The 14721-nt window shown below is 58.7% G+C and carries 13 protein-coding genes; 4 read left to right on the forward strand and 9 right to left on the reverse strand.

Features of this window, described 5'->3' with window-relative positions:
* The 8 genes from FHT28_RS24985 to FHT28_RS25020 form a co-directional block, all read right to left on the reverse strand.
* Positions 1-932, reverse strand: a 932-nt coding sequence (locus FHT28_RS24985; RefSeq protein ID WP_210255859.1) for a cytochrome ubiquinol oxidase subunit I, incomplete at its 3' end; no start/stop codon positions are given.
* Positions 933-1013: 81 nt separating this feature from the next.
* Positions 1014-2702: a thiol reductant ABC exporter subunit CydC gene (gene cydC, locus FHT28_RS24990; protein WP_168597619.1), complete on the reverse strand. Its 1689-nt coding sequence runs from the start codon at positions 2700-2702 to the stop codon at positions 1014-1016.
* Entirely contained in the window at positions 2699-4465 is a 1767-nt protein-coding gene (cydD, locus tag FHT28_RS24995; RefSeq protein WP_168597620.1) for a thiol reductant ABC exporter subunit CydD, read from the reverse strand. Before cydD ends, cydC begins: the two co-directional genes overlap by 4 nt.
* A gap of 484 nt (positions 4466-4949) precedes the next feature.
* A complete protein-coding gene (locus FHT28_RS25000) occupies positions 4950-5663 on the reverse strand; it encodes a CBS domain-containing protein (RefSeq protein WP_047562117.1) in 714 nt (237 codons plus the stop codon).
* 222 nt (positions 5664-5885) lie between these two features.
* Complete coding sequence (locus tag FHT28_RS25005) at positions 5886-7199, reverse strand: divalent metal cation transporter (RefSeq protein ID WP_210255860.1); 1314 nt, start codon at positions 7197-7199, stop codon at positions 5886-5888.
* Positions 7196-7900 (reverse strand): CBS domain-containing protein, encoded by a 705-nt coding sequence (locus FHT28_RS25010; protein ID WP_047562093.1) that lies wholly within the window; start codon positions 7898-7900, stop codon positions 7196-7198. Before FHT28_RS25010 ends, FHT28_RS25005 begins: the two co-directional genes overlap by 4 nt.
* A 112-nt stretch (positions 7901-8012) precedes the next feature.
* The gene (locus FHT28_RS25015; RefSeq protein ID WP_168597621.1) at positions 8013-8327 is read right to left on the reverse strand and encodes a hypothetical protein; all 315 of its coding nucleotides are present in this window, start codon (positions 8325-8327) and stop codon (positions 8013-8015) included.
* Positions 8328-8456: 129 nt separating this feature from the next.
* A complete protein-coding gene (locus tag FHT28_RS25020) occupies positions 8457-10394 on the reverse strand; it encodes a heavy metal translocating P-type ATPase (protein ID WP_168597622.1) in 1938 nt (645 codons plus the stop codon).
* 283 nt (positions 10395-10677) lie between these two features.
* Here FHT28_RS25020 and FHT28_RS25025 point away from each other — a divergent pair, with 283 nt between their 5' ends.
* The 4 genes from FHT28_RS25025 to FHT28_RS25040 all read left to right on the forward strand — a co-directional run bounded on the left by FHT28_RS25025 (position 10678) and on the right by FHT28_RS25040 (position 13116).
* Positions 10678-11325 carry a BON domain-containing protein gene (locus FHT28_RS25025; protein ID WP_168597623.1) on the forward strand — a complete coding sequence of 216 codons (648 nt, stop codon included), beginning with the start codon at positions 10678-10680 and terminating at the stop codon, positions 11323-11325.
* A gap of 344 nt (positions 11326-11669) precedes the next feature.
* Positions 11670-12098: a universal stress protein gene (locus FHT28_RS25030; protein WP_037201039.1), complete on the forward strand. Its 429-nt coding sequence runs from the start codon at positions 11670-11672 to the stop codon at positions 12096-12098.
* 384 nt (positions 12099-12482) lie between these two features.
* Positions 12483-12746 (forward strand): DUF982 domain-containing protein, encoded by a 264-nt coding sequence (locus FHT28_RS25035; protein ID WP_037201041.1) that lies wholly within the window; start codon positions 12483-12485, stop codon positions 12744-12746.
* A 178-nt stretch (positions 12747-12924) separates the two neighbouring features.
* The gene (locus FHT28_RS25040) at positions 12925-13116 is read left to right on the forward strand and encodes a hypothetical protein (RefSeq protein ID WP_037201044.1); all 192 of its coding nucleotides are present in this window, start codon (positions 12925-12927) and stop codon (positions 13114-13116) included.
* A 625-nt stretch (positions 13117-13741) separates the two neighbouring features.
* Here FHT28_RS25040 and FHT28_RS25045 read toward each other — a convergent pair.
* Complete coding sequence (locus FHT28_RS25045) at positions 13742-14650, reverse strand: ABC transporter transmembrane domain-containing protein (protein WP_348645013.1); 909 nt, start codon at positions 14648-14650, stop codon at positions 13742-13744.
* Between the last annotated feature and the right edge of the window lie 71 nt (positions 14651-14721).

A 14721-nucleotide genomic window follows, 5' to 3' on the forward strand; every position in this document is an offset into this window, starting at 1 on the left:
AGCGTGTCGATGCCGGAGATCTCCGTCGTCAGCGACCGCGTGCCGATCAGGCCCATGACCCAGGGAATATGCACGGCATAATGGGTCTCGCGCGCCTCCTGGTCCGGAAAACCGAAGGCGGTGAAGGCAGCCGGCGCCGGCTCGGTCGTCCACATGCCCTCGATCGCCGCGAGCTTCATCTTCTGATGTTCGGTCGTCAGATAACCGCTTTCGTCGCCAAGCACGACGACCGACAGTGCCGAGGCGAGACCGAAGGATGCTGCGACCGTCATCGAGCGCTTGGCGATCTCGATATGCCGGCCTTTCAGCATGTACCAGGCGGAGACGCCAAGCACGAAGACCGAGGCACAGACGTAGCCTGCCGAAACGGTGTGGACGAATTTCGCCTGGGCGACCGGATTGAAGACGACATCGAAGAAGCTGGTGATCTCCATGCGCATGGTCTGCGGATTGAGCGCCGACCCAACAGGGTTCTGCATCCAGCCATTGGCGATCAGGATCCACAGTGCCGAGAAGTTCGAGCCGAGCGCGACAGCCCAGGTGGCCACCAGATGGCCGACCTTCGACAGCTTGTCCCAGCCGAAGAAGAACAGGCCGACAAAGGTCGCCTCCAGGAAGAAAGCCATCAGGCCTTCGATCGCCAGCGGTGCCCCGAAAATATCGCCGACATAATAGCTGTAGTAACTCCAGTTCATGCCGAACTGGAATTCCATCACGATGCCTGTGGCGACACCGAGCACGAAATTGATGCCGAACAGCGTCCCCCAGAACTTCGTCATCTGCCGCCAGATCTGCCGCCCGGTCATGACATAAGTCGTTTCCATGATGGCAAGCAGCACGGACAGGCCGAGTGTCAGCGGCACGAACAAGAAGTGATACAGCGCCGTCATGGCAAACTGCAGACGCGATAGCGCCACGATATCAAGGTCCATAGTCTTTCTCCAACGCCTCAAAGGGTGGTTGATGCACCTTGGCCTCGAACGGCCTCGGTTATGATTGATCGATCAGACGTCTCAGTCCTGCCTCAGCCGGGCGAGCGCTGCGTCGAATTTGGTTTCTCCTCGCCGCGCGGTCGCGACGATGCGGCCCTTGTCGAGAACGACGATCCGGTCGGCGATCTCTGCTTCACGGCGAATATGGGTGGCGATTACGAGCGACCGGCCGCAACCGTGACTGGCAAGGCGCCGCATTACATCCCGTCCGGTTTCGCGGTCGAGACCTTCGGTCGGCTCATCGAGCAGCCACAGTTTGGCGCCGCGCAGGAACAGACGGGCAAGCGCCAGGCGACGGGATTGTCCGCCGGACAGACCAAGGCCGCCTTCACCGAGGGGCGTGTCGATGCCTTTCCGCAGAGCCAATACGTCTTCAAGGAGGCCGGCATCCGCAAGCGCGGTGTAGAGCATCTGGTCGTTTGCATCCGGGGCAGCAAGACGCAAGTTATCTCGCAGACTGTCTTGGAACAGCTCCGTGCGCTGGGTCAGCATCGCGGCCGTTGCGGTTTCGACCGTGCCTCTTACGGTGGCGAGTTCGCCGGCGAGAATGGCAAACAGGGTTGATTTTCCGGCTCCGCTCGGGCCGATCACCGCGAGATGCTCGCCCAATGCCAGAGAAAGCGTGATATCCTCAAGCGAAGCCATCGCCGCTCCGTCATATCGGGCGGAGACACCGGAGACCCGGACGGCCAGGCCTTCTGGCGGCATCAGATGTGCAGGGGGGTGAGCAGTCTGTACTAGGCGAGGTGAAAGGCGGCGGGCGGCAAGCACGGTACGGCCGAGTTCCAGCGCCCCACGGCGCAGTGCTGCAAAGGGTTCGAGCGCCGCGAGGGCAATCAGCAGGCCGAGTGCGGCAACCGGTGCACCGATAATGCCGCGTTCGGCCAGCGAGGTGACTATCAGCAAACTGCCGGACAGCAGCGCTGCGGAGGCGAGGCCAAACCCCGCTGTTACTCCGCTTTCGATCCGGTTCAGTCTGTCGTCTGCCTCGCGCAGGCGGCGATCGGCGGCGGCGATCGCTGAGCATTGGGCCTGCAATCTCCCGGCCATGACGAGTTCGGTCTGTCCGGCGACGAGATCGACCGCGCGCGAGCGCAGCGCCTCGATCGCATGTGCGCGCCGCCGCGCCGGTTTCAGTGCCAAGCGTCCCGCAATGATTGGAATGCAGAGACCGGCAGCGAGCAACCACAGGCCAGCGAGCAGACCGAACGGAACCGACAGAAGCATCAGCGCGATGCTGACCGCCAGGCCCGAGACGATAGCGACAGCGGCCGGCACCAGGACACGCAAATAGAGGGAATCGAGCGCATCGATATCCGCCGTCAGCCGAAAAAGCAGCTTGGCTGGCCTGCGCATCAACATCGTTGCCGCATTGGGTGCCGCCCAGCCGCGAAAAAGATTTTCGCGCAGCGCGGCAAGGACGCCGAGCGTCGCGTCATGGGTGGTCAGCCGTTCGCCATAGCGCGCAGCGGTGCGAAGGATCGCCAGCAGCCTGATGCCCGCCGATGGAGCAAAGACGTCGAAGGTGATGGCTGTCGCCGTGAGGCCAGCGAGCGAAGCCGCCGTGATAAACCAGCCCGAGAGCCCGAGCAGTGCGATGCCGGCGAACACGGTCAGGGCTGACAAGAGTGCGCCGAGCAGCAATGCGCGCCCGCGCGCTGCCAGGAAAAGGCGAAAGACGGGATAGAGGGCGGAGAATGTCGATGTCATGCCGCTTTCTCCCGGGCCGATGCGTCAATATGGATGATCCGGTCCATTCTTGCGGCCAGAGCCGGATCATGGGTGGCAACAACAAGCGTCCGTCCATGCGCAACGGCCAACAATGCGTCGGTGACATCGCGCGCGGTTTCTGCGTCGAGATGAGCGGTCGGCTCGTCCGCGAGGATGATGTCGGCATGCGGGGTCGCGGCAGCGCGGGCAATCGCCAGCCGTAGGGCCTCGCCTCCGGACAGCCCCGCCCCACCTTCGCCGATCGGCGCCCCGCCACGCTGAATTGCGATCCGCCGGAGAGAGGCAAGATCGATTGCTTGTTGTACGTCATATGGAGTGACTTCGGGGCGGCCGAGCGTGACGTTGCTGTTCATCGTGCCGGCAAAAATATGCGGTCGTTGCCCGATCCAGGCCATCCGGGCGCGCAGTGTCGCGGCGGACGTGTCATCAAGCCGCTCTGCGCCGACATGGATCGTACCGCTCTGTGGAGGGGCCAGACCCGCGATCAACGACAGCATCGTTGTCTTGCCCGCACCGCTTGCTCCCAGGAGCGCCACGTGTTCGCCAGCTGCGATTGCAAGGCTGAGATCATCAAAAACAGGCGCAAGGTCGGGACGATGCCGGAAACAAAGGCCACGAATGTTGATTGTCGGCAATGGACGATCTCGGCCGGTTTCCATCGCCTTCTCGTCGCGCCAGCCCGACATAACCATACCAGTACCTGACAGTGCGTCGAGCGCCTCCAGCGCCGCTTCTCCCGCCGCCCGGTCGTGCCAGACTGCCGACAGTTCGCGCAACGGCTCGAAGAAGCTCGGAGCCAGCAAGAGAATGAATAGGCCGTGGGTCAGGCTCAACCGGCCGGACCATGTGCCGACATCGATCGCGCCGAGCAGGCTGAAGCCGACATATACGGCCACTGCGGCAACGCCCAGCGCGGCGAAAAGCTCCAGTACCGCGGAGGATAGAAAGGCAATTTTGAGCACCGCCATGGTTCTTATTCTGAGCTGTTCGGCATCGGCCCGCAGCCGCAAGGCGGTACGGTCGACTGCGCCGAGTGCGCGAATGGTGGCAAGCCCGCGCAGCCGGTCGAGCAGGAAGGCATTGAGCCCGCCGGTCTCAGTCAGTTGTTTCTCGCTCGCCGCCTTGGCGCGCCAACCGATCAGGGCCATGAACACCGGGATCAAAGGCGCCGTAAAGAGCAGAATAAATGCGGCTATCCAGGAAACCGGTGCAACGCAGATAAGAATGACAAGTGGTACCGCACTCGCCTTCAGCTTTGCGGGACGGAAGCGGGCAAGGTAGGGCACGATGGTTTCGGCCTGCTCGGCGATGAGACTGGCGGCAAATCCGGATGCGGCACGGTTACTGTCCAATGGTGAGCGGGCGGCAAGGGCTGTCGCCGCAATGTTGCGCCGAAGGGTTAGTTCGGTGCGCGCTGCTTTAAAGGCCAAACGTCCGCCGAACGCATCCAGCCCAGCGCGGAGTGCGCCAAGAAGAAAGATGAGCAGGGCCGGTATCGCCATGGCGGGTATGCTATGTCTGTCGGCGATCACACCTATCCCGCTGGCAAGCGAGGCAGCCTGGGGAATCCAGAGAAGGGCTGACAGGGTCTGCACGAGCGCAGCCAGCGATAGCTTGGCGGGAACTATCCTTCGCGATGGGACCTCCGTAGATCCCGATCGGGTCGAGACTTTGGCGACCTCGGTATCAGGCTCTTGTCCGGCTTCGGGTATTGCTCCTAGGTCGAAGAAAGCGCTGGTCATCACCTTACCCCTTGTCGGTGGGTGTGGTTCGTGCGCCTCCGGCTGAGCGAAACCATGGGTTTGTTCAGCTCCTCGACAAGTCCGAAATGAGGAATGAAGGATTGGACGAAAGGCGGAGGCATCGCGGTGATTGCCATCGCTGCCTTGCCTTCCGCCGGTTCAGAAGACCGGGCATTTCGTTCGAAAGCTTTGGCGAATGTGATGTCACTCATGCGTCGGTCCAGGCCGTTTGCGTATTGGTCTTGACGTTTTCTAGTTTGCCTGAGCGGACCTCGCTTTGACTTAGGTCAACCTCGAGAATTATGGGAGACATAGGCCTTGCCACGCGCGCCCACCATTTTCGCAAGATCCCAGTCGTCACGAACAAATAGGTTCTGGTTGCACAAGGCGCCCGAATAGCGACTAAACGGTCGGGAGGGGGTTCGAGCCAATCGATCGCCACCCGCCCCGCCGTCCTCCCTTACGCCGATAGAGATTGCACGGTTCAGACTGTTTCAGTCGGCGCCGGCATTGCAACGCCAAGATAGGGGTCGATCCATGCGATCTGATCGGTAACAGACTTGACGCCTGGCACGTTCTCCGCCGCAACCTTGGCAGCCAGTCGTTCTCGTTCGTCGAAGATGCTACCGGATAGTTCGACAACGCCGTTCTGAACGCTCACCTTTATGAAGCCATTCTGGCTCCAACTCTGATGCGACAGTTCCGCAATGACCGCCTCGGCGATCTGATCGTCGCTGGCCTGCGCCTTCTCCTTTGGCAGCATGTTGGCCAATGCCCGTAACAGATCCGATCGGCAGACGATGCCGATCACTTTGCCTTGTACGACGACGGGCAATCGCTTGATCCCATGCTTCTCCATCAGATCGACGGCATCGGTGAGCGCGGCTTTGGGGGCAATAGTGACAACGTCCGACGTCATCACTTCTCCGACGCTACGGCCATGCGAAAGCACATACTCATCAGCAAGCTTGCCGGGGCTGGTCAGAAACTCGAGCAGCCAGGATCGCTTGCGCTCCGTCTGCAATTCCCCGCGGCGAAGGAAATCGCCTTCGCTGACAATGCCGACAAGCTGTCCGCCGGCATCGACGACCGGAAGACCGCTGACGTGACGATCGAGCATAATCGTGGCCGCGTCCACGACAGATGTCTTGGGGCTTACGGTGATAGCTGGCGCGTTCATGATTTCTTGAATGAGCATGGTCGTCTCCGGGCGATGATTTGGCTTGTGGTTGCCGATAGGGGTGGCATGTTCCATGCCGAGAAAGTTATGGCGTGCAGGATGGCTATGCTTTGATCGACATCAAATGAGCAGGATTAGTTGAGGTCATTGGCAAGCTTTGTTTGCGCGACAGCCGAACGCTTGCTTGAAAGCAGTGCGGCAACTTCAAATGACCACAGCGGGAGAATGGCGGGGCGGCCGCTATGAGACGAACATCATTACGGCTGCGACCGCCATCAATGCGACCGTGGCCCAGCCGATGCATGCTGCCAATATCCCTATCGTGTATGGACCCATGACCTTTGGGTTTGCCGCCAACAACAGAATGACGGCAATCAGGGGAACCGCCAGCAGCCCATTTATGACGGCGCTCCAGAACAGTGCGCTCATCGGATTGATCGGCGAATACTGTATGACCAGAGCCAACAGCACACTTATGGCGATCACACCGTAAAAGCCTCGGGCATCGTTAGGAGTGCGCTCCAGTCCGAATTTCCAACCCATGGCCTCTGCAAGTGCATAACCGGCGGAACCTGCGAGAACAGGCACGCCGATGAGGCCGACACCTAAAATTCCGAGCGCGAAGATAAGAGCGGCAAACGGTCCGGCCAGTGGCCGCAACGCACTTGCCGCTTGCGCGGCGGTGTCGATCTGCGTGATGCCGGCGACATTCAGCGTCACGGCGGTTGCCAGTATGATGAAAAAAGCCGTGAGGTTGGAGTAGAGCATGCCGCTCCAGGTATCCCAGCCAATCCGTCGGAGCTCTTTGGGGGCTGACGCATTGTCTTTGGACAACGCCGTCGCATCGGACTGCGCGTTCATATCCTCCACCTCCTCAGATGCTTGCCAGAAGAAAAGATAGGGGCTGATTGTGGTCCCGAAGACGCCGACGACCACAGCGGCGTAGGCTGGTGTCGGGGTGATGGTCGGCCAGATGGTTCTCAAGGCGACCTGCTGCCAGTCAATATGGACGGTGAAAAGGACGGCCGCATAGGCCAGGAGCGAAACTGTCAGCCACTTCAGGAACGCGACATAGCGGTGGTATGGAATGAAGACCTGAAGCGCGAGCGTCCCGAAGACGAAGAGCATCGTCATCAGATGCCGGTTGAAGCCTGTGACCAACTCCGCGACTTCACCCATGGCCGCAACATCCGCGGCAATATTCAGAATATTGGCGATCAGAAGCGAGAACACCACGACATAGAGCACGAAGGGCGGGAAGGTTTCCTTTATGTTTGCCGCCAAGCCCCGCCCAGTCACACGCCCGATCCGCGCGCAAGTCGCCTGGACGACAGCCATCATCGGAAACGACACCGGCATGGTCCAAAGCATGTTCAGGCCAAACTGCGCGCCTGCCTGGGAGTAAGTCGCGATGCCGCTCGGGTCATCGTCGGCAACGCCGGTAATGAGACCCGGCCCGACGCTGGCGAGCGGGTGCTCGCGCAGACGAGCCAGCCGACCCGATATGCGCGAACGCCACGAGGTTTGTTGAACAGTGGTGAGTTCCTGTGTCATCGGCCATCGTCGGGGGTGGCTGAGAAGCTGACAACGTTCGAAGGGGAGAGTATTGTCCGATCAACATATCCGCCGACACCTCGAATGTTCTCCACAAGTATCCGGATCGCCTGACGTTGGATATCGGAATCGAGGTTTCCGCGCACCTCCACCTGTCCGTCTTTAACGGTGACGTCGACCCTGTCGCTCCCAATCCCCAGATCCGTTACCAACCGGGTTCTGATGGCGAGCCTCACGGCATCGTCACCAATGGCGATATTTTGAACAGGCGCGTCAATGATCAGGTTGAGCAGATCGCTCCGACTGACGATACCGACAAGGCGATGGTCACTGATGACCGGAACTCGTTTTATCTTGTGAGATAACATCAGGCCGCCAATCCGCCCGACATCGGTATCCGGGGCGACGCTTATAACGTCGTGGCTCATGGCCTCGCCGACCGACCAGCCGTACATTTGAATATAAGTGTTCAAACCATGCTGATCGTCACGTTTCAGGGTGCCATTCACAGCCGACGCGCAATTATTGCCAAAGCGTCGCATGAGATCCCCTTCAGTCAGCATGCCACACACCTTGCCATCGTCATCTATTATCGGCAAGCCGCTGATATCATTGGCGCGCATCAGCAATGCCGCATTTCGAACGTTCATTGTCGGCGGTGCCGTGATGACGTTCCGTGTCATGATGTCCTTCGCTTGCATTGCTCTCATCCCTGGTTGCTATGGATATTCCTGTTACAGTCGTGCTTACGGAAGCTGTAGCGCGGCGAAATGAACATCAGGCGTTCCCCGAGCCGCTCGATCTTCCGAGCGATCAGCAGGCATGTTTTCGGGTTTTCTCCAGATCGATCGCTTGTTCTTGTGCGCAAGCCAGCAAACCTTCCGCATATTTCTCGGCAGACTCAGTGTCGGTTCCGCACAATCTGGCATCATGGCATTTTCGATCGATGGCGTGCCGCATCGCTTTCATGAGATCGCCTCTCTCGCCGGCGTCATGAAGGCGTATCAGCCGAGTGAGCGCCGTCAGCGCGATGAGTTCGAGGATCATCATGCGACCTACTACATCGCCGAGGGAGGGGATGGCCCTAGAGGCTGCACCGCCGAGGCTATCGCGCTTGGCTCTGAGCATTGACTTGTTCCTTCATGGGTTGTTTGCATGAAACAGTTTGTCAACAATCGTTGCGGCATCATTGATCGGTATCAATGATGCAAGGAATCTTTCCGGCCACGCGAAAGTGTTAGTCAGGCGATTTATCTCTTAGGACAACTGTGTATTGGAGGCTGGTCTTGCCTCGGCATTCCTGCGGTGCCTGGATGAACCATCCTCCAATTCAGACGATAGTCCCAAAACGCGCAACGCATTCAAGATGACCGCGACGTCGATGGCTTCCTGCAGCAGAGCCCCATGCAGCGGCGGCAGATATCCAAACGCTGCGGCGATCATGCCGGCGACCGAGAGACCAAGCCCCACCATGACGCTTTCGCGCGCGATCGTAACGGTCCGGCGTGCGATGACCAGCGCATTTGCCAGAGGATCGAGCCGATCCACGAGCAGGACGACGGATGCCGCCTCCGAAGACGCTGCTGCTCCACGTGCGCCTAAGGCAACACCCACGTCCGCGGCCGCCAGCGCCGGAGCATCGTTGACGCCATCCCCCACCATCATAACCGGGCCGAAGCTTCTCGCGGCAACGACGGCGTCAACTTTCGAAGCGGGCGTCTGTTCGCCGAGCACCCGTTCAATGCCAAGTATGCTGCCGACATGCGAGGCAACATCCAAACGATCGCCGGAAGCAAGAATGATTTTCTCGATTCCAGCGCTGCGCAATCGCTGCAGAACGCCCACCGCTTCCGCACGCACCGGATCGGCCATGATGATACTTCCTGCGACCATACCGTCGATCGCGACCGTCACAACAACCTCGCCGGCGCGATGATGACCTTCAACGGTGTAGGATGGGCGCTCAGAGCTTCGACTTTTCACAAACCGGTCGCCGCCGACCACAACTCGGCGTCCATCGACCGTTCCTTCAAGCCCGGTTCCACCGATCTCTTCGACGTTGGTCGGCGGCGAGAGTGTCAGATGGCGCGCCTGCGCTTCTGCAATTAGCGCGGCCGCCATGACATGACTCGAGGCTTGATCAACCGAAGCGGCAAGACGCAACAACTCGTGCTTGTCGATCCAGTCGCTACAGCGAATGGCCACGATTTGTGCCTTACCGTGTGTGAGCGTGCCGGTCTTGTCGAGCACGGCAACCCGCACTCGGCTGAGAGCTTCAAGAGCGCCACCGTCTTTTACCAGGCAGCCGATCGAGGCGCAGCGCGAGATGCCCGACATAAGCGCGACCGGGACCGCCAGGATAAGCGGACATGGCGTCGCTATGACCAGTACCGCCAAGGCGCGCCGCGGATCGTCGGACAACAGCCAAGACGACGACGCTATCGTCACCGCCATGAGCAGAAACACCAGGCCGTAGCGGTCGGCAAGGCGTGTCATGGGCGCTTTGCTGTTCCGCGCCGTCTCGACGAGGCGCACGACCGCAGCGTAGGTGCTCTCAGACGCGGGGCGCAGTGCCTTGAGGGTAAACACAGGACCTATCGATGCGCTCCCGCTTAGAACCTCTTCGCCGGTCAGATGATCCACCGGCAGCGCCTCGCCCGTCAACGCTGACTCATCGAGGACAGCTCGGGGAGACAGGAGAATGCCATCAACGGGCAGAACTTCTCCTTGGCGAATCATGATGCGATCGCCTGCGCCGATCGCCTCGATCTGGATCAGTTCCAATTGGTCGCCAGAATAACGAAATGCAGTTCGTGCCACTCGTCCGACAAGGGCCGCCATTTCACGAGCTGCGCGGCCGGATGCATATCCTTCCAACATCTGTCCGCCCGCATACATCAGGGCTACGACATTGGCGGCCAGATACTCACCAAAGAAGAGCGCGAATGCCATCGATAGAGCGGCCAAGATATCGAGCCCAAAATCGCCGCGGCGCAAGGAACGGAAAGCCTGCAGCAACAATGTAGCCAGGATCGGCAAGGTAGCGAAAGTCCAGATAAGAGAGGCAAGCGCAACACTGTCGATCGATAGAAGGGTCAAGCCTGCGAGAAGCCCAGATGCTGCGATCAGCAACAACAATGCCCCTTCGATCTTAAGCGAGGATGCGAGAATGCTGATCACTCCGACGAATGGCATGTTTTGCTCCGGTGCTGCCTGTAGCCGATATGCGGCTCAACCAATCGGCTCATTGAAACCGGATTCCTCGGAACAGACATTGATCCGTCGCAATGTGGCCGGCTCCCCGACATCGCAATTTCACCGAAGGCGGCAGTCGTTCGTGTGTCGCCGCCTCTCTGCCAAGTATCGAACTTCTTTTTTGATCGCCTTTCGCGTGTCACGGCTGGTTGACCTTGATCAATGAAGCGATCCTCGCGCGGCCCTATGCTTCTTCAGTCAATAGAGTTTTAAGGAGGTGGCCATGGACGACATCGCTCTCAGACAGAATATTCTGGATGAACTGGAATTCGAGCCGAGAGTGGATGCGGCCGATATTGGTGTCGTCGCACGCGACGGCATCGTCACTCTCACCGGACATGTTGGCACATATGCGGAAAAGGATGCTGCCGAGAAGGCCGTGAGACGCGTCAAAGGCGTCCGCGCCATAGCCCAGGAAATGGACGTTCGGATCTTGGGTCCAAGGCGCACCGATGACGACGACATTGCCCGTCGCGCTGTCAAAATGGTGGACTGGAATATCTCCATTCCAAAGCAAATGGTGCAGATCCGCGTATGCAAGGGCGTCGTCACGCTTACCGGCAAGGTGGAATGGCAGTACCAAAAGAATGCTGCCACTGCCGCTGTCAGGGATCTCGCCGGAGTCGTCGGCGTCTCCAATCTCATAGATGTCGTTCCTGGCATCAGCGCCGACGACGTCAAGAGGCGCATTGAAAATGCGCTGGAACGCGACGCGGAATTAGAGGCCCAGGCAATCCAGGTCGATGTTTCCAGTGGCAAAGTCACCTTGAAGGGCAACGTCAGGACCTTGTCCGAGCGTCGTGCGGCGGAACGTGCCGCATGGTCGGCTCCCGGCGTCCACACGCTCGATGATCAGCTGTCCATCAGCTGATCCGCGTTCGACATTAAGAGAGGATGCAAAAACATGAGCACGGATTGCACACGAACGGGGGAAGCTCTGCTTGCAGGTGCAGGATATCCCCTCCCGCACCACCAGGACTGCGACTTTCGCCTCGACCGAGCAGACAGCGACGAATGGGAGATTGCGGTCCTGTCGCCTTGCGCCCAAGCGTGGGTTCGCGACGAACTGTGCTATCCTTTGGGCCAATCTCTGGGCGGCAGCTTCAAGGTAGACATACTGAGTGCGGACCGGTTTCTGAAGCAGGCGCGCGCGCGAGGATTTCGAACCGAATTTGTCGGCACGGGCGGTAAGGATCTCTTTTGAGAGGTGGGGGCATGTATAAGACAATCGTCTGTGCCATTGGTCCTGGATCGAAGGAGAGGGCCGAGCATCTCCTGCGTACCGCCCACGCGCTTCTCGATGCCGATGGCACCCTGCATCTCGCTCACTCCGTCGAGCGTTTTCCGTCTCTTGGCATGCAAGGACCGGATGATCGGGCTGTCTCTATCATCAGCGAGGCGGAAGAAAAGCTCTCGCAGCTTTGCAGGAAGCTTCCAATGCCGGCGCCTGTCCATGTTTCCACCGGCCGTGCCGCCGATGCGGTCCTGGCGATTGCCGCCGACGTGAAGGCCGATCTGATTGTCGTGGCCGCTCACGAGCCCGACATTCTCGATCATGTCTTTGGATCGACGGTCGATCACATTGTCCACCATGCAAAATGCTCCGTTCACATCGATCGGATTCCCCCGGCGCCGAGACAATAAATATCCAACCTATTCAGATGCTGGACTGCGTCGTCGCATTGGCCGTTCGATCGCTCAAGCGTAGGCTTGATGGCGTGTGTTGTGACCATTCACGGCCCTCGATCTCAAGACATATGGTTTGACCTCAGACGAGGTGGCGATACGCTGCCAGACAACAGCAAGTACGGATGTCGACAGGATCACCGTGCCTCAACAATCTTGTGTTCAGTCAATGCGGGCCATCCGTCGCCGATCTGAATGCTATCGCCGGCCTCGCACCTCATTGAGACATGTCAAAGTGTCCGTTCAAGCGCCTTGCTAAGCATGACATGTGCAACCATTCCGCTGGGATTTGCCCGCCCTTGCGTGGTTGCTGATGTTATCGCGCTGTGGAGACCATGCGCTATGAAATGGCATACATCGCATCAGTTTCCCGCGCTGAGGCTTGTCGTGCGCTCCGGTGAGAAATGCAGGGTCGTCAAAACCGTTTGGGATGCGGCGGTAACTTTGATCTCGGACTGGCCAACCGACGATGGCGAGGAATATGTCGTGGCGATAAGGGCATGCCTAGATGCCTTGCATGACGTCATCCCCCCGGAAGCGGTCAGGGAAGCTCTCATCCGCGCCGCTGCAGAAGAGCGGATCCTGTATATTTCGGTCATCGAATGACGAGGCTTTGCGCACACGAGGCTTACTCGCTTCACCCAACGACGCCGAACTTTGGCCTGTTGATGTATATCAAGGCCCCAAGTTCCAAGATCGCCTATCAATTAATGACGAATGCTCAGCGGAAATCTCATTGTTTGCTGTGACTTCAGGACGATAGATTCGTGACAAGGAGAAGAACATGCGTGCGGCTTTGCTGATCGCCGTGATAGCAGGTGCTATGTTCGGTGCTTACGCGTACCAATCCAGCGGCTCCGACAAACCAAAAGAACCGAGCCAACAGTCGTCGACCAATACGGGTAACGGTGCTGCCAAGCCTAAGCTCGGCTACCCGGATCCCTATATTCCCCCGACAAAGGGTAATGGCTTTTGACTTCTGACGACATTCAAGGGATTGGATAATGTCAATACGTAGCCCGATTATTGTGGTCAAGCGTCGGCGCCCCCGTGCGCCGAGATTGGCCAGGAGCCTATCCGAGACTTCGAACTTCCGTCCACCAGATGGGTCTCCCTCGAATACGCAAAATCTGCGAACTCGTCGGGTGCTCCATCTGTCGGCCATTCCTTCCAACGATGTGACAGCTCGTTTGCCGTGGCTGAATGCCCGAGCCCAGGCTTCTGACGAAGCCTGACGCCCTATCGATCTTCAGGTCATCCACATCGGGCACTGCAATTTTCACAGCCATCGGCCGAATTTCTAAGACACACAGGCGGGGAATACGGTCCCTATCGATATCGGGGACCTCCTCAGGCACGCTGTCGCTGTGCATCATCGATTTTTCTCTCAATATCCACGCGAACACGTTCGCTTCGCGGTTGCGGCAGTTGTCTCCGACATAACTGGTCGGACGCGAGATCCCCGATCAACATCGGCGAGAAGTGCAGTTTGCAGCACGGCTGCTCGACCGATCAATCCAGATACAGGTTTGCCACTTTCCGCAATATCCTGATCCCGGTGTCCGAGATCACCTGCGGAGGCAACGAGCCATTTTCAAGTCTCAGGAGCGAGCCGCTGGAAATGGGGTAGAGCCTGGTAATTCGCCCGCTATAGCGGTGCCAACCTGAGCGGAATTGTATATGAGGCCGTACTTCACCTGTGTCACACGCAGATCGCGATACCAGTTGACGAGATCGCCCCATGGGTCGTTTATTTTCGACAGACCGGATATGAAAGCGACGACAGTCCCGATTTCGGTCTTCCCGCTGACCACGAAATACCCGCCCATCGCGAAGATTCCTGCGTAACCCATCTGGGTCATCAGGTTCATCATGAAATTCATCGTGAACTTGATTTTGTAGATGCTCATGTTGATGCGGAAGACACCTCCGATACGCGACGCCTGAAGGCCGTTTGTGTCAATTGCTTGCCCCATTTGGACGATATCCTCGCTGACGTTGCGCATGATGCCGATCCTTTTCCCGACGCGCCGGTTGATCGCTGCCTGCATGATCGGGACGAAGCCACTTTGCGGAAGAAAAATCGTGACGACGATGATCGTCATGAGTGGCTGCAGATAAACCAGATAGCCGCAAACAGCTGTTAATATGCCGATCTGCAACAAAGGCTCTGAGACACTCGTGCCAACGAAGCCACCGACAGGCTCGGCTTCGGCCAGGATGATGGAGAGCTGGACACCTTCGCTGGCCATCATGGTGCCGTCCGTCAACGATGTTTGTGATGCCTCGAATACTTGGAGACGGAGCCATCGGACGGCCGCTTCTCCGATCCAACTGCTGTAGATATTGAGCCCAAGTTTCACGGCTCCCTCGATCAGAGCCAAAAGGACGTATATCAGCACTAGAATAGCGATCGTTCTATAGGAACCATTCTCTGTTGCTGCATTCACGATGCGTCGCTGTATCTCCAGCGGTATGGTTCCTGCCGTAAAGAGCACGATGGACAGCATTGCGACGGCAAGCTGATGCCATCCCGATACTCGAAAGACGAAACCGTAGAGCGTCCGGGGCAGAACTATTT

Source organism: Rhizobium sp. SG570, from assembly GCF_012275345.1.
In the GTDB taxonomy this organism is placed as follows: domain Bacteria; phylum Pseudomonadota; class Alphaproteobacteria; order Rhizobiales; family Rhizobiaceae; genus Rhizobium; species Rhizobium lusitanum.